Origin of the sequence: Jeotgalibacillus sp. ET6 (genome assembly GCF_029667115.1) — a bacterium.
Classification (GTDB): Bacteria; Bacillota; Bacilli; order Bacillales; family Jeotgalibacillaceae; genus Jeotgalibacillus.
Genome location: NZ_JARUIU010000001.1, coordinates 1 through 24,156, shown reverse-complemented (window position 1 = coordinate 24,156; position 24,156 = coordinate 1). Strand labels below are relative to the sequence as shown.

General features: G+C 39.0%; 22 protein-coding genes. 3 read left to right on the top strand and 19 right to left on the bottom strand.

Features of this window, described 5'->3' with window-relative positions; all coding sequences use genetic code 11:
- Positions 1-28: 28 nt before the first annotated feature.
- From P6709_RS00110 to P6709_RS00085, 6 genes are all read right to left on the bottom strand, one after another.
- Positions 29-694, bottom strand: coding sequence for a potassium channel family protein (locus tag P6709_RS00110; protein WP_278238855.1), 666 nt, complete (start codon positions 692-694; stop codon positions 29-31).
- Positions 695-747: 53 nt separating this feature from the next.
- The gene (locus P6709_RS00105; protein ID WP_278238854.1) at positions 748-1,761 is read right to left on the bottom strand and encodes a cytochrome d ubiquinol oxidase subunit II; all 1,014 of its coding nucleotides are present in this window, start codon (positions 1,759-1,761) and stop codon (positions 748-750) included.
- A 148-nt stretch (positions 1,762-1,909) separates the two neighbouring features.
- Positions 1,910-3,250, bottom strand: coding sequence for a cytochrome ubiquinol oxidase subunit I (locus P6709_RS00100; protein ID WP_278238853.1), 1,341 nt, complete (start codon positions 3,248-3,250; stop codon positions 1,910-1,912).
- A 391-nt stretch (positions 3,251-3,641) separates the two neighbouring features.
- Entirely contained in the window at positions 3,642-5,462 is a 1,821-nt protein-coding gene (locus P6709_RS00095) for an ABC transporter ATP-binding protein (RefSeq protein WP_278238852.1), read from the bottom strand.
- Positions 5,463-5,466: 4 nt separating this feature from the next.
- Positions 5,467-7,227: an ABC transporter ATP-binding protein gene (locus P6709_RS00090; RefSeq protein ID WP_278238851.1), complete on the bottom strand. Its 1,761-nt coding sequence runs from the start codon at positions 7,225-7,227 to the stop codon at positions 5,467-5,469.
- A 287-nt stretch (positions 7,228-7,514) separates the two neighbouring features.
- Positions 7,515-8,057 carry a peroxiredoxin gene (locus P6709_RS00085; protein WP_278238850.1) on the bottom strand — a complete coding sequence of 181 codons (543 nt, stop codon included), beginning with the start codon at positions 8,055-8,057 and terminating at the stop codon, positions 7,515-7,517.
- A 221-nt stretch (positions 8,058-8,278) separates the two neighbouring features.
- Here P6709_RS00085 and P6709_RS00080 point away from each other — a divergent pair, with 221 nt between their 5' ends.
- Positions 8,279-9,145, top strand: coding sequence for a mechanosensitive ion channel family protein (locus P6709_RS00080; protein WP_442905278.1), 867 nt, complete (start codon positions 8,279-8,281; stop codon positions 9,143-9,145).
- Between the two features lie 576 nt (positions 9,146-9,721).
- On the opposite strand, the gene P6709_RS00075 is transcribed toward P6709_RS00080, so the two are convergent.
- The 6 genes from P6709_RS00075 to P6709_RS00050 form a co-directional block, all read right to left on the bottom strand.
- Positions 9,722-10,849: an N-acetyldiaminopimelate deacetylase gene (locus P6709_RS00075; RefSeq protein ID WP_278238849.1), complete on the bottom strand. Its 1,128-nt coding sequence runs from the start codon at positions 10,847-10,849 to the stop codon at positions 9,722-9,724.
- Between the two features lie 81 nt (positions 10,850-10,930).
- Entirely contained in the window at positions 10,931-11,644 is a 714-nt protein-coding gene (gene dapD / locus P6709_RS00070) for a 2,3,4,5-tetrahydropyridine-2,6-dicarboxylate N-acetyltransferase (protein ID WP_278238848.1), read from the bottom strand.
- An 85-nt stretch (positions 11,645-11,729) separates the two neighbouring features.
- Complete coding sequence (locus P6709_RS00065) at positions 11,730-12,611, bottom strand: LysR family transcriptional regulator (protein WP_278238847.1); 882 nt, start codon at positions 12,609-12,611, stop codon at positions 11,730-11,732.
- Positions 12,608-14,131 carry an MDR family MFS transporter gene (locus tag P6709_RS00060; RefSeq protein ID WP_278238846.1) on the bottom strand — a complete coding sequence of 508 codons (1,524 nt, stop codon included), beginning with the start codon at positions 14,129-14,131 and terminating at the stop codon, positions 12,608-12,610. The genes P6709_RS00065 and P6709_RS00060 overlap by 4 nt, the downstream gene beginning before the upstream one ends.
- A 23-nt stretch (positions 14,132-14,154) precedes the next feature.
- Positions 14,155-14,604 carry a cyclic-di-AMP-binding protein CbpB gene (gene cbpB / locus P6709_RS00055; protein ID WP_278238845.1) on the bottom strand — a complete coding sequence of 150 codons (450 nt, stop codon included), beginning with the start codon at positions 14,602-14,604 and terminating at the stop codon, positions 14,155-14,157.
- 247 nt (positions 14,605-14,851) lie between these two features.
- Positions 14,852-15,109: a YkuJ family protein gene (locus P6709_RS00050; RefSeq protein ID WP_041057141.1), complete on the bottom strand. Its 258-nt coding sequence runs from the start codon at positions 15,107-15,109 to the stop codon at positions 14,852-14,854.
- Between the two features lie 332 nt (positions 15,110-15,441).
- Here P6709_RS00050 and P6709_RS00045 point away from each other — a divergent pair, with 332 nt between their 5' ends.
- On the top strand, positions 15,442-15,687 hold the full coding sequence (locus P6709_RS00045) for a glutaredoxin domain-containing protein (RefSeq protein WP_278238844.1): 246 nt from the start codon (positions 15,442-15,444) through the stop codon (positions 15,685-15,687).
- Between the two features lie 39 nt (positions 15,688-15,726).
- On the opposite strand, the gene P6709_RS00040 is transcribed toward P6709_RS00045, so the two are convergent.
- The 6 genes from P6709_RS00040 to ppx form a co-directional block, all read right to left on the bottom strand.
- Positions 15,727-15,963 (bottom strand): hypothetical protein, encoded by a 237-nt coding sequence (locus P6709_RS00040; RefSeq protein WP_278238843.1) that lies wholly within the window; start codon positions 15,961-15,963, stop codon positions 15,727-15,729.
- Positions 15,964-16,017: 54 nt separating this feature from the next.
- A complete protein-coding gene (gene fadH, locus P6709_RS00035; protein WP_278238842.1) occupies positions 16,018-16,785 on the bottom strand; it encodes a 2,4-dienoyl-CoA reductase in 768 nt (255 codons plus the stop codon).
- A 111-nt stretch (positions 16,786-16,896) separates the two neighbouring features.
- On the bottom strand, positions 16,897-17,121 hold the full coding sequence (locus P6709_RS00030; protein ID WP_278238841.1) for a hypothetical protein: 225 nt from the start codon (positions 17,119-17,121) through the stop codon (positions 16,897-16,899).
- 130 nt (positions 17,122-17,251) lie between these two features.
- Positions 17,252-19,369 carry a sensor domain-containing protein gene (locus P6709_RS00025; protein WP_278238840.1) on the bottom strand — a complete coding sequence of 706 codons (2,118 nt, stop codon included), beginning with the start codon at positions 19,367-19,369 and terminating at the stop codon, positions 17,252-17,254.
- 181 nt (positions 19,370-19,550) lie between these two features.
- Complete coding sequence (locus tag P6709_RS00020) at positions 19,551-21,635, bottom strand: RNA degradosome polyphosphate kinase (RefSeq protein ID WP_278238839.1); 2,085 nt, start codon at positions 21,633-21,635, stop codon at positions 19,551-19,553.
- Positions 21,636-21,724: 89 nt separating this feature from the next.
- On the bottom strand, positions 21,725-23,251 hold the full coding sequence (gene ppx, locus P6709_RS00015) for an exopolyphosphatase (protein ID WP_278238838.1): 1,527 nt from the start codon (positions 23,249-23,251) through the stop codon (positions 21,725-21,727).
- Between the two features lie 147 nt (positions 23,252-23,398).
- On the opposite strand from ppx, the gene P6709_RS00010 reads away from it, so the two are divergent.
- Positions 23,399-23,845, top strand: coding sequence for a YkyB family protein (locus P6709_RS00010; RefSeq protein WP_278238837.1), 447 nt, complete (start codon positions 23,399-23,401; stop codon positions 23,843-23,845).
- Positions 23,846-23,913: 68 nt separating this feature from the next.
- Here P6709_RS00010 and P6709_RS00005 read toward each other — a convergent pair.
- A partial coding sequence (locus tag P6709_RS00005) for an IS3 family transposase (protein ID WP_278238836.1) occupies positions 23,914-24,156 on the bottom strand: 243 nt, incomplete at its 5' end.

Sequence of the window (24,156 nt, the reverse complement as noted above, 5' to 3'; positions counted from 1 at the left end):
AAGAATCTCTAAGATCACATATTTTTTCTTATGAGCCCTGCATCACTTTTTTCTCAAATCTGTTGATATCAGTATCAGCCCCTATAACAATTAAAATATCCTCTGCCTGTATCTCATCTGTTGCCTGAGGGGATACGATAATATCATCTTTTCTTTTAATTGCTACAATGTTAATACCATACTGAGCACGAATATCGAGTCCAATGATTGTATTGCCAATTAGCAAATCATTTGCAACAATCTCTACAATCGAGTGCTCATTTGAAAGCTCCAGATAATCCAGTACATTATTAGATACTATATTATGTGCGATTCGTTTTCCCATATCTCTTTCAGGGTGAACCACTTTGTCTGCACCGATTCTTTTAAGGACTTTTTCATGATAGTCATTTTGAGCCTTAACCGTTATTTTTTTAACTCCGATTTCTTTCAGCATCAGGGTCGTTAAGATACTTGCCTGGATATCATCCCCGATGGCAACGATCACATGATCAAAATTACGAATGCCGAGACTTTTAAGTACTGACTCGTCAGTTGAATCAGCCATGACTGCATGGGTAGCAATATTAGCAAATTCATCGATTTTATCTTCAAATTTATCAATCGCCATGACTTCCATGCCCTGCTCAATCAGTTCACGGACAATGCTTCCTCCAAAGCGGCCTAACCCAATCACAACAAACTCTTTTTTCACTGAAACTCCCCCATTGATTCTTGCTCATTTTCCTTATTTTATCACAAATGCCTTTACTTTTTGCCTTTAACATAGTCAGCATCGAATAAAAACAATCTCATGAGTAAAAATAATGAAGGAATTAATAAAAGCAGGCCGGCAATAAATACCACAACAAGCGCTGTCCCCATTGTCTCATTCACAACACTGCCTGTAATAGTGACATATGGATATACAATGTAAGGCAGGTGAGACGCTCCGTAACCAAAGAAAGCAAAGAAGAATTGAAGCATTACTGCGATAAATGCGATACCATAATTCTTTTTCATGTACACAAGAATGGTTGCAATTAAGAAAAAGATAAAAGACAATCCAAACATCCACCACAGGTCAAGTGCTTTTTCAAAATGCTCCGGGTTATGCTGCTGCAAAGAAAGGAATACAAGAAAGCTCGCTAAAATGGTTGGAGCACTCCAGAACAGAGAGAACTTCCTCATAATCTGTCTTGAATCCACATCTTCGGCACGGTGAGCGTAAAACGTTAAAAAGCTGGCACTAATATAAAGAACAGATACTATAGCGAGTAAAACAACGCTCCAAGAATAAAAGCTTGTAAAAAGCTCTCCCGCCAGAAATTGGACGCCATTTTCAGTTTCTTCAAGGAACCCACCCTCTGATATCGTCAGAGCTGTGGAAAGTGAAGCAGGTATCAATAATCCTGTAGCTCCATAAAGAAAAAGAAAGAAGGTGTTATTGCTCACACCGTAATTTCCAAACGCATAAAACGCACCGCGAATGGATAAAAGTATGATTGCCACACTGCCGGGAAGTAAAAGAGCGGTTCCCAGATAATATGCTGTATCAGGGAAAAATCCGATCAGTCCAACAAAGAAAAAGACAAAAAATACATTTGTTACTTCCCATACTGGTGATAAGTATCGGCTGATTAATTTGCTCATTATGTGTTCACGTTTTGTGATTCTGGCATAATAAGCAAAAAAACCAGCTCCAAAATCGATCGAAGCGATAATGAGATAACCATATAGAAAAACCCAAAGTACTGAAATTCCCAATACTTCCAAGCTCATATAACACCCTCCTTATGTAAAAATGGATAAAAAGAGAGAGCAAGGTAAGAGCACCCTCTATTTTATCCTTGAAACCATTCAGTACAAAGCTGCTTAAAGTTCTATTTATTTTCTTCAGTATAAAGCTTGATTGGCTGAAGAAAGTTATTTATTCTTTTATGCCGTTTGGATAACGTTTTTCAACTTCCGCTTCAGGCGGTCTGTTTTTAAACATTTTAGTCAAAACAGTTACGCAAAATACAGCTAATACGATATAAAGCAGTATAAACATGACAAGTGCAATTCCAACATCACCGGAAGTTGTAGCACCCTCTTCAACCGTCATAAATCCTCTCATGATCCACGGCTGACGCCCTACTTCTGCCAGCACCCAGCCGCACTCGATCGCGACCATAGCAAGGGGTCCGCTGGCCACGATAGACCACAGCAACGGTTTGTTCCATTCATTAAATCTCTTAAACAGCATTAGAAAAATGAAGGCTCCTGAGATTAATAGTGAAAACATTCCTATCCCGACCATTATATCAAACGCATAATGGATCCATAGCGGCGGCTGTTCTTCCTCAGGGAATTCATTTAACCCTATAACTTCGGTATCAAAAGAGTTACCGGAGAGGAAGCTCAGCATACCCGGAATTCGCAGCTCATTGCTTACTACCCCTTCTTCATCAATGGTACCAAACAAAATTAAGTCTGCATTTGTCTCTGTTTCAAAATGCCATTCTGCAGCTGCAAGTTTTTCCGGCTGATATTCAGCCAGATATTTTGCTGACAGATCCCCTGCAAGTGCAGTTCCCGAAGCAAAAACTAACCCTGCGATCATCGTGATGCGCAATGCTTTTTTATGATAATCGGATCCATTCTTACGAAGTATAGCAAAAGCTGCTATTGCTGCAAGAATGAATGCTGCTGTCATGTAGCTCGACATGACTACATGAAAAACTTTTGGCCATGTGGCAGGATTAAACATCGCTGCAAGAGGCTCAATATTTACTGTTTCACCATCAACCAAATCAAACCCTTGAGGGAAGTTCATAAATGCATTGACGGATGTAATAAAGAAAGCTGATAAAGTAGAACCTATAACCACTGGAATGGTAAGCAGCCAGTGATACCATCTGTTTTTAAAGCGGTCCCATGTGTATAAATAAATGCCGAGGAAAATCGCTTCAAAGAAGAAAGCAAATGTTTCCATAAAGAGCGGCAGCGCGATTACTTGACCTGCCAGCTGCATAAAACTTGGCCAGAGAAGTGATAACTGAAGCCCAATGGCAGTACCTGTCACTACACCTACAGCGACTGTGATTGTATATCCTCTAGCCCACCTTCTCGCTAATACTAATAGATCCGCATCCTTCCTCTTGATACCCAGGAACTCTGCTATCATAATAAATATTGGAATTCCCACACCAATTGTTGCAAAAATAGCATGGAACATTAATGTACTTGCGGTCAAAATCCGACTCAGCATGACGCTATCTAATTCCAATGAATTTCGCCTCCTTTTACTCTTCCCCAATCTTATATACCCACTATATCACTTCGCAAAGACAATTATAAAACATAAAGGTAGTTTGTGATATGTTGAACATGAACATTTTGTGACGTTCTTCACAATCTTTATTTGAACATCAAAAAGTCCTGCATTCATAGATCAGAAGTGTAATATTATGTTCAACTTCAATTTGAGCCTGCACTCCTATTAAGTTCGTTCTGAAAGATGTAAACAATAGGCTGTAATAATATTTTTTAGTAGACTGAAGAGGACTCTATAGTCATCCCTTGTGGAAAATATTTGCCTGGTGCACAAAAAAGAGCCTGAGACACATTTGTCCCAGGCTTAACCAGCAGATGGTATTTTATATCGAGTAAAATTTAAACTACAACGCCTTCAGCATGTTGAATTGAGAGTGAACCAGATGACTATAAATTCCATTTTGCAGCATCAGTTCATCGTGACTGCCCTGCTCCATTAATTTCCCGTGATCAAGTACATAAATCCGATCAGAGTCCCTTATGGTTGACAGCCGGTGCGCAATAATAATAGCCGTTCTTCCATTTAATAAAGTGGTTAATGCTTTTTGAATCTGAACTTCTGTTTCAGTATCAATAGAAGCAGTTGCTTCATCCAGAATAATAATTCTTGGGTCTGCCAGCAATGCTCTGGCGAATGAAATTAACTGTCTTTCTCCTACAGAAAGAATATTGCCTCTCTCTTCTACTTCAGTATCGTATCCTGATGGAAGTTTTTCGATAAACAAATTGGCTCCCACTGCTTTTGAAGCAGAAATAATTTCATCATCCGTTGCACTTGGGTGGCCAAAACGTATATTGTCTTTAATGGTGCCTGAGAAAATGAATGTATCTTGAAGCACAATCGAAATCTGTGATCGAAGACTTCTTAATGAAACATCTTTAAGATCATGACCATCCATTTTAATTTGACCGCCTGTTGGATCATAGAATCGGGTTATAAGATTAGCGATCGTTGTTTTGCCGGACCCTGTATGTCCAACTAGCGCCACTGTCTCTCCCGCTTTAATGTTTAAAGTTACTTGATCCAATGCCTTTCGATCCTTGGAATAGGCGAAATCAACTCTTTCAAATGAAATATCTCCTTTAATTTGTTTAAGCTGCACCGCATTTTTTTTCTCAGAAACATTTGGCTGCTCATCCAAAAACTCAAAGATTCGTTCAGATGAAGCCATCCCCATAAGGAGCTGGTTGTAGACCATTCCCAGCCGTGATATCGGCTCCCAGAACATGCCCAGAAGAAAAGCAAAAGATACAAGTTCACCAAGTTCAAGACGGTCTGATTGGATAAGGGAAGCTCCATACCAAATCAGTATAGCCGAACCAACAGCATTCGTCATTTCCACGAGCGGTCTAAACGTTGCGTTCTTCTTTGTTGCGTCACGCCAGCTTTCAAATGTTTCTGTATTTACGCCATTGAAAAATTGAGCATTTTCATTTTCCTGATTAAAGGATTGAGTCACACGAATTCCCTGGAGGCTCTCATTTAAATGGGAATTCAATTTTGACTGCTTTAAGCGAACTGTTTGCCAGGAGCGTCTAATCTGCCTTCTTAGCTTTGTTGAGATAAAGAACATAATAGGAAGGATTATCATGACAGCTAAAGCCAGTTCAGGGCTGATGGTAAACAATATTATAAAGATTCCAATCAGCATTAAAGCATCCATCAGTAAATTAATTACTCCATTTGTGAAGAGTTCCTGCAAAGAATTAATATCATTCATGATTCTGACCAAAATGGAACCGGCTGAGCGCTGATCAAAAAAACGGTTGCTAAGCCATTGAACATGTGTAAATAAATGCTTTCTTAAATCATAGATAACACTTTGCCCAAGCACATTCATCCATTTAATTCTGAATATATTTGACACATAATTGATTAAATACAAGGCAGCAATGACCCCGACCAAAGTTAACAGCAGACTTTGATTTTGATTTTCGATTGCCTCCCCGATTACGTAAATACCTATTAGAATTGGGATTACAAGACGGATTGCAGTCGTAATCAAAACCATTAGAATGGAAAGCGGCAGCAATTTCCTGGAATAGGGTTTAAGGTATCTTAAAAGTCTCCAGAGCTGCACCCAGTTAAAAGGCTTTTCAATTACCTGGTCGGTTGAATATTTAAATCTGTTCATTATAGAATGACTCGCTTCTTGCTTGTTCATAAGATCACCTCGCTTTAGACTGTGCCTGCATAATTTTTTTCTGGTCTTTATATTGAATATTGTAAATCCGCTGATATTGTCCTTCTTCGTTTACTAACGTATCATGTGTTCCCCGGTTGGTAATTTGTCCGTTCTCAAAAACTAAAATTTCATCTGCATGTTTTAAAGATGAAATCCTGTGAGCAATAATAATCGTAGTTCTCCCTTTCATTACCTCCATCAAAGCTTTTTGAATACTGAATTCTGTTTGCATATCCACCGCACTGGTGGCATCATCGAGAATTAAAATAGTGGGATCCAGACAGATAGCACGCGCGATGGCAATCCTCTGCTTTTGACCTCCTGATAATCCAAGTCCTCTTTCTCCAAGCATCGTGTCATAACCATCAGGGAGTTCCAGGATAAACTCATGAGCCTGAGCACGCTTTGCCGCATTGATAATCTCTTCTAATGAAGCATCCGGCCGGCCATAGGAAATATTCGCCTTAATAGTAGAAGAAAACAGAAATGACTCCTGTAAAACAAAGCCTACATTTTGTCTCAGAGAAGATAAAGTGTAATCCCGTACATCTGTTCCATCGATCTTTACGCTTCCTTCAGTAGGCTCGTAAAATCTGGTCATTAACTGGGTTACACTTGTCTTGCCTGATCCTGTCGCTCCAATTAAACCGATCATTTTACCGCTTTCCACTTTAAAGGAAATATTATCGAGGGCTTTCTCATCATTTTCAGTATATCTGAGGCTCACATTATCAAACTCAACTTCCCCTTTGCTTCTTGTCATGACAACAGCATTTTCTCTGTCTGCAATAGGTTCATTCGCTTCTAAAATTTCTAGTAAACGTTCTCCGGAAGCTTTGGATTGTGAAAATTGATTAATGGTAAAGCCCAGGTTCATAATAGGCCATATGATAAATCCGACTAAGCTGTAAAAAGCCGTTAATTCACCCGGTGTTAAATTTCCGTTCACTACCATAAAACCTCCATACCCTAAAAGCAGGATGACACTCGCATTCCCAAGGAACTCCATCAGCGGAAAATACTTTGCCCATATATCAGAGGTAAAAATATACTTATCTTTATAATCCTCATTTGACTGATTGAACTTGCCAATCTGGTGCTCTTCCCGGGATAGAGATTTTACCGTATTAATTCCGCTTATATTTTCCTGTACATTTGTGTTAAGCTGTCCGAAAGATTTCCGCACTTTTCGAAAAGCCGGATGTACTTTTTTATCAAACTGATAAACTGCAACAGCGAGAAACGGGATCGTAAGCATTGTCACAATCGTTAAAGGAATTGAATAGAAAAGCATGACTCCTGTTGTAACGATCAGCAAAAGCACCAGACGAATCAACTCCGCAAAACCAAAGGACAGGAAGAAACGAAACATTTCTACATCGGCCGTCAGCCTTGACATAAGATCCCCTGTTTTAGCATTATCATAATATTGAAAAGGGAGTCGCTGAAGCTTCTTATACAGCGTATTTCTCAAGTCATACACAGATATAATGCCAAATAAGTCTCCATTGTATTGTGATATGTAAGTAGCTATTCCTTTGATGACCATAATTCCTATAAAACCTAACGCTAAATAGGGTACAATGCTATACTCGCCTTTCAGGATGACCTCATCAATTGTTAATTGGAGTATGATGGGGTAGACAACGGTGATGGCTGTCATGACGATAAGAAAAATGATGGATACGATAAAATACCTTTTATGGGGCCAATAAAAGCTTTTTAGTTTTTGAAAGACGTCCATTTTTCTCCTCCTTCCACAATTTAAAACATACTATTTAATATATCGGTTTTCGAAATATAATACCACCTTTATTTTGAATTATTTCTCAACATCAAATATTCTAATTTTTATAGTTAATATTTCTATTTAGAAATTAATGATGGAACTGTCATATGGTCCTTTAAACCATACTTTTTAAAGTCCAACTGCTAATTTCTGCAAGTCAAATAGTCCAAAGCACCGGTCAGCAGTATATGTTTTCAGCAGCAAAAAAAGACCAGCCTTCGGCTGGTCTTTTACATTTGATATTAAAGTGTTTTTTGTCCTGGCTTCCAGTTTGCAGGGCAAAGTCCGCCCGTTTGCAATGCTTGAAGTACACGTAGTGTTTCATCAACATCACGGCCGATATTGTTGTGGAAAACAGTTTGATACTGAAGTTCTCCTTCTGGAGAAACAATGAACAATCCGCGAAGTGCAACGCCTTCTTCTTCGATAAGAACTCCGTAATCACGTGAAATCTGATGATTCGTATCGGCTGCGATCGGATAGTTTAAATCTCCAAGTCCGTTATCTTTGCGCTCAGTGTTGATCCAAGCCAGGTGCGTGTGAATCGTATCAGTTGAAACAGCAATCACTTCAGCATCCAGATCTTCAAATTCATCGTAACGATCAGACATTGCCGTAATTTCTGTTGGACATACAAAAGTGAAATCCATTGGATAGAAGAACAATACTGTCCATTTGTCTTCTTTCATATTTTGCTCAAGGCTTACTTTTCCAAATTCTTTATTTGCAAGTACAGCTTCCATTTCGAAACGTGGTGCCTGCTTGCCTACCATGCGTTCTGCCATTTGTTATCCCTCCAAAAATTAATTCAAATTGAGCCAGAAGCTCCTTTGATAAAAATTCTACATTCCAAATGATAATATAATCGACATAGAGAGTCAATTAAGAGCAATTAAATCAAGAAATCGTTTCGATTCGACGTCCTCCACCCCCAATTAAGTTATCGTTTGATGAAAAAACGTAAAGGCGGTAAAATTGACACTCTAAAGACGGAAAGGATGATGAAATGGGTATGTTACAATTATCGCTGATCAATGAAAGACTGGCCGAATATGAATGGGGCGCCTTACTAATTGCTCTCGGTATAGGAGCAATAAAAGTAATTGGAATTATTATCGCTTTTTTAATATTCAGGAGCATTGGCAACCGGGTTTTGACCCGTACATTTGAGCGCTATGAAAAAAGAGAAAATGTGTCTGCAAACAGAGCACGTACACTAGAAGGTTTAACCAAAAATGTCTTTGGCTATGCACTCGTATTTATTTTAATTGTTACAGTGTTACAAGTATTTAATTACGATGTAACCGCGCTGATTGCTGGAGCAGGCATTATCGGTCTAGCCATCGGCTTTGGTGCACAGGGACTGGTAAGTGATGTAGTAACAGGTTTTTTCATTTTACTTGAAAAACAAATTGATGTAGGCGACTACATTACAACTGGTGAGTTCTCAGGCATCTGTGAAGAAGTGGGTCTCCGACAGACGAAGATCCGGGGATTTAACGGGACTCTTCATTATGTTCCAAATCGTGAAATTACAGGCATGAGCAATCATTCAAGAGGAAATATGCAAGCATTGGTAGATATCGGGATTTCCTATGATGACGATGTGGATAAAGCGATTGAAGTACTTCAGTCTGTTTGTGATGAACTTGCTCAAACAAATCCTGCAATCATTGAAGGACCAAATGTACTCGGCGTCCAGAATCTAGGGAATTCCGATGTTGTACTGAGGATTATAGCCAAGACGGCAAATATGGAGCAATGGGGGGTTGAGCGGAGTTTAAGAAAATCCATTAAAGAGGCATTTGATCAAAATGGCATTGAGATTCCATTCCCTCACCAGGTATACGTAGAAAAAAAAGAAGCCCAGTGATAAGTTTAGTTTTACAGCGTCTATTAAATTTTAGTGTTGCTTTTCTTTAGAAGGAAAGAGCCTCAGACAAAAAATATGTCTGAGGCTCTCTTACCTGTTCACTCTTCTTCAGGCTGACGCATTCCGCAGGGACGGCGCTGAGCCTTCTTAGGCGCTGCCCTGTGAAGTCTCAGCTTGCCGTCATATCCTGGTAGTCGCCACCATTCGTTCCGCTTACCTCTACTATTACTGTATACTTTCTCAATATAGTGAAGTCACAATCCATTTTGTTTCTTGCAGGAAGGTTGCATTTCATTGAAAAGACCCTGTATTACCTAGAGCTGCCCAATAAACAGTTGTCCTTAAGCGTTCAATTTCAAAATGAATCCACTCGATAAGATGAATAATGACCCCAAAAAATTGTCACTTTTTATCCTGCAATTCCCTCTTCTGCTTAAAGCTCCCGGCAGTATACGTAATTTGTTTAGGCCCAGGCGGTTACTACAAAATGAATTCACCTGAATCGCAGTGAAGTGTTCAAAGAGCGTGGATCTATTTCTCTTAAGCTCTTGACTGCCTATTACTCCCATCATATTATTAAGCAGATTTTGTATGGTCTCTATTTAAATACTTCCATATTAAATCAATTGCAATAGGAATAGCTTCTTCTTTAGGGTTCAGTTTTGAATGATGCAGCCCGAATGGTGATTCCACTCCAAGCCAGAACATAAAACCAGGGATCTCCTTTAGAAAATACCCGAAGTCCTCTCCCGTCATTGCCTTTTTACACTCTATCATTGTTACGCTTGGTTCTTCATCAGCAAATTTCATAAACTCAGATACAAGATCTTTGTCATTGTATACCTGGTAATAGGGCTGATTGAATTCTGCTTTGACCTCACAGTCAAACGATGCCCCAATTCCCTGTGCAATGGCTTCCACTCTGGACTTTAGAACGGTCATTGTTTCAGGATTGAGCGTCCTCATCGTCCCGCTCAAAACAGCTTTTTCTGCGATAATATTGCCTACGGTCCCCGCTTCGAGCTTTCCAATTGTAACAACGCCGCTATCAAGCGGATCAATACTTCTTGAGACAATCGACTGAAGCTGTGTAATGAGGTGCGCTCCTGCTACAATCATGTCCTTCGTTTTATGAGGGTAAGCTGCATGCCCTCCAAGTCCGGTCAGCTCTATATGAAGTTCAGAGGTATTGGCAAAGAGGAGCCCAGGCTTTGTTGCAATTTCGCCGGCCTTATATTCAGGAGCGATATGAAGACCCATTATCTGATCAGGCATCCAGTTTTTCATCTGATCGGACTGAAGCATTCGTTCAGCTCCTCCTGGTCCTTCTTCTGCAGGCTGAAACAGGAAAAGAAGATGATCGTTAATCGGATTCACCGCTGCCTTTGTCAGCAGGCCAAGAGCGATTGACATATGTAAATCGTGACCGCAGGCATGCATATAACCCGGATGCTCGGATTTAAAAGCAAAATCAGTTTCTTCATGAATTGGAAGTCCATCGATATCCGTTCGATAGGCAATAGTTTTTTCAGGCGAAGTGCCTTCGACAAAAACAAATAGACCAGTTTCCCATTTTTTTACTGTTATGCGATCCTGCGGCAGCTGCTCTATATAGTCAAGTAAAAATGCCTGTGTTTTAAATTCTTTATAGCCGGTCTCAGGGATTTTGTGCAATTCTCTTCTGATTTTTATAAATGGATTCATTATTCTGCACTCCTTAAAAAAGACGCAGAACGGAATCTGCGTCTCAGACTTTAAATTTAACTGCCTCTAAGTACTTTAGGATTAAAGCTGGCGAAGCTCCTGTTTAATCTCGGTTTTTGATTTCGTTTTTTCATCAATTTTTTTAAGAACTTTAGCCGGTGTTCCAGCCACAACCGTATAAGGCGGTACGTCTTCGATGACAATCGCTCCTGCCGCGACCACTGCACCTTTACCGACTGTTACACCTTCAAGTACAACTGCATTTGCACCAATCACGACATCATCTTCCACAATAACAGGCTTAGCAGAAGGCGGCTCGATAACACCTGCAAGAACGGATCCTGCCCCGATATGACAGTTTTTCCCTACCGTAGCTCTTCCTCCAAGGACTACATTCATATCAATCATGGTGCCTGCTCCTACTACTGAACCTATATTAATCGATGCACCCATCATAATAACTGCATTGTCTCCAATTTCCACTTGATCCCGAATAATTGCGCCAGGTTCAATTCTAGCTTTTACATGTTTTAAGTCCAATAATGGAATAGCTGAATTTCTACGGTCATTTTCTATGACATAGTCAGCAATTTTATCTTGGTTTGATTCAATGGCTTCTGAAAGATCAGCCCATTCTCCAAACACCACACCAGTGCCTCCTGATAAAAATGGTTGTGCAGATTCACCGAAATTAATCTGGTCAAGATTTTCACCTTTTAAATACACTTTAACAGGTGTAGATTTTTTTGCGTTTTGTATGTATGAAATAATTTCATTAGCATTCATTTGATTCATTATAAAAATCCCCTTCCAAATGGTAGTCATCATAGTGCTCTTTTACTTTATCAGAACAGAGTATTCAAAAACAAGTAATTTTCAATCAATTTAAGTCCATTTCCTCTAGATATTCCTTCACCACTTTTGAAAAGGCTTCAACTTGAGGAAGTTCAAATGATGATTGATATCCTAAAAGCCACGTATCCCTTTTTAAAGCAGCTGCATCTGATTCCAACGGGATCTTATGGATATTTTCTTCCGTTCCGGTAAGGGTTATAGAAGGCAGGATAGCATATCCGATGCCGTTAATCGCCATTTGCTTGCAGGTTTCTATTTGATCAACAAGAATATTTTGTCTTGGTGCGGTTTTAAAATGCTGATTCCACCAATCCTGAATCTCCTGATAATACGTTGAATCACTTTTGAATTGAATAAACGGTCTTTCCGTTTTAAGCAATTCTTCAATGGATTTAATTTCTTTGTCAACCAGATAAAGCTGATCCTGGAATAAATGCATTTTCGGTCCTTTCCAGTCTGGAGTGCCACGAATAATGCCCACATGCACTTCTCCGGCATAAACAGCCTGCAGAATTTCACTGCTCCAGCCTGTAATTAAGGAGATACGGGCATGAGGGTTCTTTTCTACAAACTGTTTTAATACTTTCGGCAGCCAATTTTGGCCCACGATTGAAGCGCAGGCAATTTTCAATGTGCCATATACTTTAGAATCCATTAACTGCAGCTGTTCACTTACACTTTCTTCCTTCGACAAAACATCTTTTGCCAGCTGTATAACAATTTCTCCTGCAGGTGTCAGGGTAACCCCCTTTTGGGACCTTAGAAAAAGAAGCTGCTGCCACTCTTTTTCAATCGTCTGAAGACGCTGGGAGAGCGCTGGCTGGGAGATAAAAAGACGCTCTGCCGCTTTTCTCATATTCATTTCCTGAGAGAGTACAACAAGCAGCCGGTAATCGGAACGATTCATTTTTCAGGAACCTCTCTTCCTGAAGGTATGTCCTTCTTTGGTAAAAATAAAATTAAAATTAAGCTGATGACAGCAATAAACAGAACAATTGCATACACAGACTTTAACCCGGTTGCCATGGCCTGCTGAAGAGCGTTCAATATATCCCCATCCAGGTCGTTTCTGCCCTCTTTAGTCAAGAGATCATTCACTGCATTAACCCCAAGACCGTTCACATCCTCATTCGTGTTCGAGCGGAAGGAATTTAACAAACTGGCATTCAAGATACCCCCGAGAAGGGCTACTCCGACTGTGCTTCCAAGGTTTCGCATGAAGATATTCGCAGCAGTAGCTGCCCCCCTTAAATTCCAGGGAACAGCACTTTGAATCGTGACAATAAAAGCTGTAGTCGTTAAACCCATTCCTGTACCGACGAAGAAAGAGGATACCGCAGCCCACCATGGCCCGTATGAAGGTTCCATCAGGACGAAAAGTACTGCACCTATAACAAGTGAGCACCCGCCAATAAGCGAAGTACGGTAATAGCCGATGCGTATCAGCAGTCTGCCTGCGATCACAGCGGCAATCGGCCAGCCAATTGACATCGCTGTTAATGTAAACCCTGCCACTCTAGCGCTTTGTTCCATTACACCGGTTACAAATGCGGGAAGGTAGCTTGATATACCTATAATTAATATGCCTGTGGACAGAGATACAATATTGGCAATAAGAATGGACCTGTTTTTCCAAATCGAAAACGGCATCATAGGTTCTTCAGTCTTCATTTCATGCCTTAAAAATAAAATAAAGAAAACGACAGCGGCTGAAAGAAGAACAACAGCAGTGAGTGAAGTCCACCCGACTGATATGCCTCCTTCTACAAGCAAATAAAGCAGCACGGTTAAGGCTGCCGTCAAAAGAATAGCTCCTTTGATGTCAATATGATGCTTTTTCTTTTGAACTTTTTCGTCTAAAAAGACCCACAACCCAATGAGTGAGAGCATTCCAAGCGGAATGTTAACCCAGAAAACAAACTGCCAGCCTATAGTATCGACCAATAGCCCGCCAATTGCAGGACCCATAATGGCAGAAATCCCCCATACACTGGACAAATACCCTTGAATTTTAGCCCGTTCTTCTTTGGTGTAGATATCTCCAACAATCGTGGTGGCAATAGGAAGGACAGCACCGGCTCCAATTCCCTGTATGAAACGGAAAGCGATAAGCCATTCCATAGAAGTTGCCAAACCACATAAAATTGAGCCAATTAAAAACAAACTCATTCCAAATGTCATAACCGGTTTTCGTCCATAAAGGTCTGAAAGCTTTCCATAAATTAATACTGTAACCGTACTCATGAGTAAATAGGATGAAAACACCCAGCTGTAAAGGTCAAATCCTCCAAGATCTGCTGCAATTGACGGCATGGCAGTAGATACAATCGTCGCTTCAATCGCTCCTACGAACATTGCAAGCATGACTGAAGCTAAGATAAAAGGACGGTACTTATGCTGCGGTTTATTTTTTTCAGAGTCATTCATATAATTGTGATTCCCTTCAAGAATTATGACTGCTGTATCTGCATATGAATATGCCGCTGAAGCTGTTTAAGCATAACTCTTCTCGTCATAATGCCGTGGAAATAACCATCTTTATCCATAACGCATAAAAATGGATGGTCTACAAGAAGGTTTAAAGCATATTGAAATTGGTCAGTCATTTTTAAATGAGGAATATCTTTTTCCATGACATCTTCTACCTTTTTTTCATCTAAACGGTCAAATTCTATCGTCTCAAGCCCGAGAATTGAATCCGTAATCATCTGCATACTAATTAAACCCTTTAAATGGTAGTGCACGTCTAGTACAGGTATTGCTGAATACCCGCTCTTAGTCAATAATAGCAGAGCATGTTCAATCGTGTTTGCCGGCTGAACATGAGCAATTTTCTCTGATGAAATAACAAAGTCCTCTATTGCAGTTTCAAGAAAATCTTTATGTTCTATTGAAATCATTATCTTATACCCCTTTTATAATGAACATTCTTCTACATCATAACATATTCTTCAAAAAACTCCGTAAGGAATGATTCATAAACTCTCGCAACCTCATAATTAATTTATTGATTACAGTCCCTTAACTCATATCCGAATGAGAAATGTATTGGGGGTCAAAACAAAAAGCCATCGCTCACTCCGTTCGTATGGGAGTGAGCGATGGCTTATACAATATTGCTTAGTATAAAATTGATCAGCTGCTTTTTTATAATTCGTTTTCTTCCTGAAGCAGTTCGAAAATTTCAATCGCGGTCATATCAATATTATCAAATGGATATTTTTGTGCTTTATTATCGCGATCATACACTTCAAGTTCGAATGTGTCATTAGCTGAAAAATATTTCACCTGACACACTCTTCTTCCGTTGACTTCAAAAAATCTTGATTGAACATCTCCTGAATCGTCTTGCTCCTGCAGTGTTTTTAACCTTTGAATAATGCCCATCAATTGTGATTGTGACATATGGCATTCTCCTTCCCTGATAAAGTATGGCTTCGGTGCCGGTACTGTTGCTTTAAATTAAAGTATCGCAATAATTTCAGCTAGTAAAGACAAACACGCTGCGTCTGTCCGGAAAGTAAATTCAGCCTTTATTTATTTCCCCTAATCTGTTCATTACAAAACAAGGAATACTATACCATACTTATAGTAAAGTTTATATAGTTTCAACAGATTATCGAAAGAAACCATACATAAACGAAAGCTTATGCACTCAGCATAATTTTTGACACAGCGGCTTCTTTGGGACAAACTAGATTAAGAATTCTATTACATGATAGTCAGGAAGTGAAAATATGCATAAGGTTGTACTTTATACGCAGCCCCAATGCCCTCCATGCGAGATCGTAAAAAGATTTTTGCAGGCCTACGATATCAAATTTGATGAAATAAATATTAAAGAGGATCAAAAAGCTAAACTATATATGTTAAATGAGCTTGAAGCTTATTCTACACCAACTGTAGTAGTAAATGAACAGGAAATTATCAGAGGATTTAACCTCGAGGAACTGGCATCTGCACTCAACATTGAATGTGAATAAAAAAGCCAGTTGATCAGGAAAACTCCCTTCAGCTGGCTTTTACGTGATCATGATCCAGTAAATGATGTACCCGGTTACAAATATAGTCGCCAGTATATAAACAATAAAAATTGGATTCATTAAAATGTTATGTGCTCGCGATCCTTTTGCCACCTCTTCATCATTTGGATCTTGTGCTTTTGAGTTTTTGTAAGCAATGCGAAGTGTTATAAAAAATCCTGCCACACCAATTAAAACAAAAAATGAAATTAAACCGATGTAAGGTCCCTCGCTCAATCTGATCACATCCTTTACTTATAGAATGTCCAGAATTGAAAGGGACTATTCGCCTTAAAATGGAAAAGAATTGAGGTGCTGTCCGCCATCCATTGTTATGCATTCGCCATTTATATAAGCGGCTTCCTCTGAAAATAAATAAGCGGCAAGCCCCGCTATTTCTTCAGGCTTACCCAGCCTTTTTAAAGGAACGGACGCAAGTGTGCGTTTAGCGGCCTCTTCAGATTGCCATAGTTTTTCTGCTCCGCCTGTACGTTCTATTGGCCCTGGAGCAATCGCATTCGTACGGATTCCATATTTGTGCCCCCATTCCACCGCAAGCGTCTTCGTTAAAGAAAGTACACCAGCCTTTGCTGCCGCGGAATGTGCTACTCCTGCACCAGCATCCCAGGCGTATGTAGCCACCATGTTAATCATACTACCTTTAATATCGTTCTCGATCCAATAGTCCCCGGCAGCTTTTGAACAATAAAATGTACCGTTTAATACTATATCAATGACCGATTTCCAGCCATTTGAAGACATTTTTTCAACAGGACAAATAAAATTACCGGCAGCATTATTAATAAGGCCGTCTACTCTGCCAAACTTATGTACCGCCTCCTTAATCATCCCTGCTGCCATATCGGGCTCTCTTACATCCATTTGGAAAGTCTCAAGATCCCCATTGCCATTACTTGATAACTCACTTTTGGCAAGTGCCAATTTTTCTTGATCCCTCCCCGTAATTAGAACCGAATGTCCATCCTGTACAAACCTTTGTGCCATGTATTTCCCCATTCCATTTGAACCGCCTGTAATAATATAAACTTTTTTCTCCATCTTGACTCCCCCTTTAAAATGAATGAATATTCACTCATTAAAGTATACGTGAAGATATTTGAAAAATCAAAAAAACCTGCAAAACATATGCAGGTTTTTGTTCATACTAAGTTATTGTGAAAAATCCTGAGATAAAGAAAGCTTTTGGTGAAGCTGCGCAATTGCCCTGATAATGGTGCGTTTTCGATGGTGACCGACTGCAAAAGCTGAAAAACCATTTAGTTCAGCAAATACTTTTCCTTTTGAACCTTTGTCACCGAAACCGTCTGTATAAACAACAACCGTTCCAAAATCTGTAGGAATACGTAAGATATCTAATTTTATGCCTTTTTTCACAGCTGAAATTAACTCCTTTACCTTTGACTTGCTTTAAAACACTATTTCTACCGTATAGGACAGAAGAGTAAATGTCAATACAACCAGAGGCACAACGAAAAACTTTACTAGCAGGCTGTATATCACTCAATTAAACAATAGCCATTAAATGTTTCTCAATTTCCTTTGATGAAACCGGTTTACTAAAGAAGTAACCCTGTCCTTTTTGACATTTTTCATTTTTTAAAAAATCCACTTGATAGGGTTCTTCTACTCCTTCCGCTACTACTTCCATTCCCAGACTATGAGCTAAATGAATAATGGTTTTAGTAATGGCTGCATCCCTTACATCTGTTTGCAGTTCTTTTACAAAGCTTTGATCAATTTTCAATATATCTATAGGGAAGTTTTTTAAATAATTTAAAGAAGAATACCCTGTACCAAAATCGTCAATCGAGATCTTGATACCGATTTTTTTTAGTTTTTTAAGCATATTAAGCGTCTCAAGGACATTCCCCAAAGCGCTTTCAGTAATTTCTATTTCAAGCATTGAGGGCTCAAGCTCGTGTCTTTCAAGCGCCTGCTTAATAACTTCATCAAAATCCTCCTGACTAAATTGCTGAGGAGAGATATTTACTGCAATTCTGGTTTTTTTAAGGCCTTTCCGGTTCCACAATTCAAGTTGTAGACAAGCCTGATCGATTACCCACTTTCCAATCGGCAGAATTAATCCGGTTGTTTCTGCCAAAGGAATAAATTGAGATGGAGCAACCGAGCCGAATTTCCCATTGTTCCATCTGAGAAGAGCCTCAACACTATGTATTCTTCCGTCAGACAGATTTACCTGCGGCTGATAAAAAAGAGACAGCTCATTTAACTCAATAGCTCTTCTTAGGTGCGTTTCCATAAGTAATTCATTAGGAAATGCATCTTTCATTCCTTCCCTGTAGAATAAAAACTGTGCACTTCCTTTTGCTTTTGCTGCTGTTAGGGCCTGTCTCGAACAGCTGATGATAAAGTCTGCAGTCAGGTTTTCTCTATGATGAATCATATAAATTCCAAAGCAGGTAGAAAGATAATAATCTTCACCTTCTATAGTGAATGGACGGGAAAAGTCAGCTGCTACCTGCTCGACAAATGATTCTGTCTCATGTCTGACTAACCCGTTTGATATGAAAACAAACTCATCCGCCGTTAAACGGTATAACTGAACGGATAATGAAGTATATGAATCCAGTCTGGCTGCAACCTCCTTAAGAAGGTCATCTCCATTATTGTATCCTAAAAAATCATTTAGTATTTTAAATCTGTCAAGATCAAGGCTGATTACCGCATAAGAAGAATCCTCATCGTGCTGATTGATAATCAGATTAAGCTGATCTTCTAAAGCACGGCGATTGAGCAGCCCAGTCAGATGATCATGCCTCGACAAAAATTGGATTTGCTCCACATTTTGTTTTTCGCTCGTAATATCCCTTGCGATTAAATACATTCCTTCCACTTTTTCTTCAATTTTTATGGGGATAAACTTTATATCTGCGATTATAGCCGTGCCGTTAGTTTTTCTCATGTTGATGGAAGGAATGCTTAGTGAACGGCCTTCCCTTATCATCTTCATCGTTTCATAAATATCAAGAAAAAATTCCGGATCGAAATAATCTTCAATTTTCAGCAGTAGGCTGTCATCCCCGCCAGTTTGAAATAACTCAGATGCTGCTTTATTTACATTTAGTATTTCTCCATTATTTGAAAGAATAAAAATGGAATCCAAGTTGTGGCTGATTAGAGATGAGTAATAGTGCTTCATTTTTTTTAATTCGTTTTTTTCATTTTGTTGTGCTGTGATATCCCGGGTTACAGCTGCTATATATTTCCGTTTATCATGTCCATTATCAAAAATAGGTGTAAGGAGGGTTTCGTAGGAACAAAGCTTGTTGCTGATGAATATCTCGTCTATATACCTAATCGTTTCCTTCTTTTCATATGCCTCTCTGTAGCTTTGAAGGATCCTATCCCCTTGAGGACCTCTTACTACAGAACCTATTGACTTCCCAATAATATCTTCTCTTTTTTGATTGATCGAGTACAGCGCTGCATCATTAGCGAACATATAAATAAAATCAGCGTTTTCAGAGACTTTCATAATAAAAACGCTGTCTGATATATGCTCAGTGATCATTTCCATTATCACTTTTGAAACAACTTGCTGTTCATTTCTATGAGCAGCCTGGTTTTCAATAGGTGTACTTTCAGAAAGCGGTGCTTCCATAAGTTCGTCCTTCCGCCTAGTGTGTAGGAGCATGAATTCAGATAACAGGAAAAAAGGCTTAATCCTGTAATAAGTACTTATAATCATTTCAGAATATGAAGATTTTGTCAACACGAAAACAGAACTTTAGTCACGATTAAGCTGTTTATTTAAATTGATGAACATGACTAAAGACTCTCACTCATTCTTCTTTATTCGCTTTTTCTAGAAAAATTTGCTGAGATTGAACCGACTTGTCCTGTTTTTTTAATATGTAGCTGTATTTTCCAGTATGGTCCTGATAACGGGCTTTAATATTATCCCGTAGCTGCCAGTTTAATATTTCCAGCAGTTTCATTTTATTTTCTTTATCTAGTATAGGAAAAAAAATCTCCACACGTTTTTCCATGTTTCGTGTCATTAAATCTGCTGAAGAAAGATAGATCTTCGGATGATTATTCTGATTAAAATAATAAATGCGGCTATGCTCCAGATACCGACCAATAATACTAAGTACTTTAATGTTTTCACTTACTCCTTCGATGCCGGGCTTTAAGCAGCATATTCCGCGAACGATCAAATCAATTTTGACGCCTTTGCACGAAGCTTTATAAAACTTTTTAATAAGTTCTTTATCTGTCAGCGAATTCATTTTTGCAATAATATGTCCATTTTTCCACTTTTCATGATAAGCAATTTCTTCATCGATCAACTCACTCATCTTATCTCTGATCGAGAAAGGTGCGACCACTAAATGATCATAAACCGGCTTATCGCTGTCTCCGCTGATAAAGTTAAAAAACTTTTCAGCATCCTGCCCTACCTTAGGATGTGCAGTAAGAATGCCCATATCTGTGTAAATTCTCGCTGTTTCTTCGTTATAATTGCCCGTTCCAAGGTGTACATAGTGCTCCAAATGGTCTTGAACTTTCTTAACAACCAGTGTAATTTTACTGTGTGTTTTTAAATAGTTCATACCATAAATTACAGTACAGCCTGCTCTTTCAAGTTCCTTCGCCCATTTAATGTTTTTTTCTTCATCAAATCTGGCTTTTAATTCTACGAGCACAGTTACTCGTATGCCGTTTCTGGCTGCTTTTTTTAAATTTGCAATCACAGGCGAATTTTTGCTTACTCTATATAAGGTTTGTTTTATTTCTATTACATCCGGGTCCTCTGCTGCAATGCCGACAAAATCAACGATCGGATGAAATGAATCATACGGATGGTGAAAAAATAAATCCTGTTTGGAGACCAGTTCAAAAAGATTAACATCGCTTTTCAGGATCTCAGGGATATGCGGTTCAAAAGGCGGAAATAATAAATGCTCTTTCTCATTTTCCACTTCTTTTATAAATGCAGAAAGAAATGTTAAATCCAGAAAGCAATTTATCCTGTATACATCTTCTTCTTCTATTTCAAGGGCATCAATTAAATAGCTGAGTGCTTCCTGATTCAGGGCATGCTCCTCTATTTCAAGCCTGACCGCAGCTCCCCATTTTCGATTTTTCAACTCTTTTTCAATTTCAATTAATAAATCGCTTGATTCATCTTCATGAATGGTCAAATCTGCATTCCGTGTAATTCTGAAAGCAGTGGTTGATGATACAGTATAACCAGGGAACAGGTTGTAAATAAAGCGGGATATTACATCTTCCAGCATAACAAATGTCTCGCCTTCATCGGATGGAACACGAATAATGCGGTTTAAGGAAGCTGGCATTTGTATAACCGCCATTTCCTGAGTTTTACCAGACGCTTCGGTATGTTCATTCAGGTAAACGAGCAGGCTGAGACTTTTATTTGGAAGTTTAGGAAAAATACTATTTTTCCCTATCACCATGCTCGTTAATTTCTGTACAATATGCTCTTCAAAGAAGTACTCAATGTATTCAAGCTGATGGTCAGTCAGCTGGTAAGGTTTGAGAAAAAATAAATCCTCTTTTTCAAGTTCAGGAGATATCTCATCTATGAATGCCTTTATTTGAAGATCGACCAAATAATGATTATACTGGGATATTTCTTTTAACTGTTCCTTTGGTGTAAGCCCTGCTTTATTTTCCGGTTTATTATAATTAGCTTTTACCTGATCCTTAAGTCCTGCTACTCTTACCATAAAAAATTCATCTAAATTTGAACTGAATATAGCGAGGAACCTTAATTGTTCGAGCAGAGGATTTTTGTGATCCATCGACTCCCATAACACCCGTTCATTAAAAGCAAGCCAGCTCAGTTCTCTATTATTGTAAAAAGATGTGCTTTCAAAGAATTGATTTTGCTCCTTCATTCTGCCCTCACCTCTGATATAGAAAATAGTCGTTAGATCTAATTATAAAAGAATGAATATGAAGCCAGCATGGATACAATGTTAAAGTTTTATTTTTTTACGAACTCAAGAACAATCGATTTCTTTAAAGCCTTCTCCAAATGTTTTTTTTGTTTTTCTGACTGATATTCTTCCGCAAGTGTGTTGCCAGCAGCCTCCAATATCATTTTCACTTCCCGTGAGGATTGATGAACCGTCACCTGATTAATCAGTCTCCGTTTGGAACCATTCAGACTATAAGCAAATTTTAACAGAGCGCCAAGCTCCCGGATTGTCTGCTGTTCTTCTTTTGTAAACCATTCTGAAAAAGGCTGCAAATACTGCTGAAGAGAAGATTTATTCTTGAAAGATGCAATCAATGCAAGTTTAATCCTGTCATGATGGAGCACCCCGTCGATCGAGCGGTTGGCGATAAGATAAAATGTGTGCTGGCTGCTTGATTCAGAATCGATGTATTCTCCAAGATAATATAAGTATGCTCCCCGTTTCAGCAGCAGAAGATTGTCTTCTGAATGCTGAAATTCTCCTATTTTACATAACTGCTCATAAAGGTCAGCTGATAATTTCATCATGTACTCTGCATCTGCAGGATTGATGGAGTAATCAAAAGACAGCTCTTTTAAACTGTTAATAAAAACTTCATGTTTACTAACAGGGGTTATGTTATTGTCCATCAGTTCCTTAATAACAATACCGTCCCGAAGGCCTTTGCGGCTGAACAGAAATCCGGTAGCACGGGTAATTTCAAACAGCTGGCAAAATACCTGTGAAGCCGGAGCGATGATGTCAGCACGATCAGATGAAAGTCCATCTAATTTTTCGAGTTCATCTATCGTTTTCGACAACAATTGATCTCTAAGTGAAAAAAGAGAAGTTTTAGACATGAAATACTGATGGACTCCTGCAATTGGATATTCTTTAAACTGCTGGTCAATCTGAGCTATATTTCTGGCGCTTCCTCCTATAGCGATAATGGGCACTTGTTTGTTTTGAAGCCATGAAAGGGAAGTAAAGCGCTCCTTTAAAAAAGCAATCAGCTTTTTTTGCTCACTTGAAGTCATAATCTCCTCTTTCATGAACTTTTTCTTGAGTGTGACAGCTCCAAACGGAAAACTATGTGAATGCTTAAGCTTTTTATCTTCAAAATACGTAATTTCGGTACTTCCGCCCCCCATATCAATGGTGACACCTGACTTTATCGGAGTGCTGTGCACCACTGCAACATAACCGAAATAAGCTTCTTCCTCCTCTGTCAGAATGGATACGTTCCATCCTACCTTTTTTTCCACTTCTTTTAATATGTCTTTTTGGTTATCTGCCTGTCTTACAGCTGCTGTAGCTACCACCCGCAAATCAGTCAGCTCGTGATATGCCACAATTTCTTTAAACGATTCGAGCGTATTAATGAGGATTGCTACGCCTTCATTATTCATTCGTCCTGCTTCGTCTAAATACGCACTGAGCCTGGCAACTGTTTTAATGTTTTCTATCTCCCGCATCCCTTTATCGGATTCATAATGATAAATCACCAATCGAATCGTATTTGAACCAATATCAATGACTGCTGTTTTTTTCATGCTCTCATCTCCATTTTATTTACTCCGCTTTCTAGTATATCCTATATCGACATCCTGCTACTTTATTCCTTTTCCCTCTTCTTCCCTTTAAAAATCCTTCCTTAGGAGATATACTTTAAAAAAGCATAAAAATAAGGGAATGATGATATGACTGAATCTGACTCCAAAAAAAATACCGTTTCTGCACTTTCTCAAGCACTATTTACTGTAAATAAGCACGCCAAGACCGCATCAGATCCAAAATATTTATATAAACTAAAAAAAGAAGCTCTCTCAAAGCTTCTTCAGGAAGATAAGGCCAGAAAAATCGGATTGCAGTTTTCCAGAAATCCCGGCATGAGCCAGCAAAGGTCAGATGTACTGGTAGAATGCGGAGAATATCTTTTTCACCTGCCGCCTAAAAAAGAAGATTTCACTTCACTTCCCCATCTAGGAAAGCTATCTGATACTTTTCGAAACCCCAAAACCAAAATGAGCTTAAGAGAAGCAAAAACTCTTCTTCAGTCTTATACCGGGTTAACAGACCATCAGCCGCCTGCGCCCGGGAAACATAGAACGTATCAGAAACCGGTATTCAAAAGACTTGGTGAATAATAAGAATATAGTATAAAGAGTCTCAGACAAAAATAAAGGGTGGCAACCCCCAAAAGTTAGAGTTTTTATTATGCAGCTGATTGGCTGGTTTGAGTTCGGTATTCGACCGGACTTAAGCCAGCCAATTTTTCTTTTGATCGTTTGTGGTTGTACCAGTGGATATAGTCGGTAATCCGTTGCTTTAATTCTTCATAGCTCACTAATCGTTCCCCATAATACATTTCCTGCTTTAAAATGCCAAAGAAATTCTCCATCGACGCATTATCTGCACAAGTGGCTTTACGGGACATACTCTGGAATACTTTATTCTC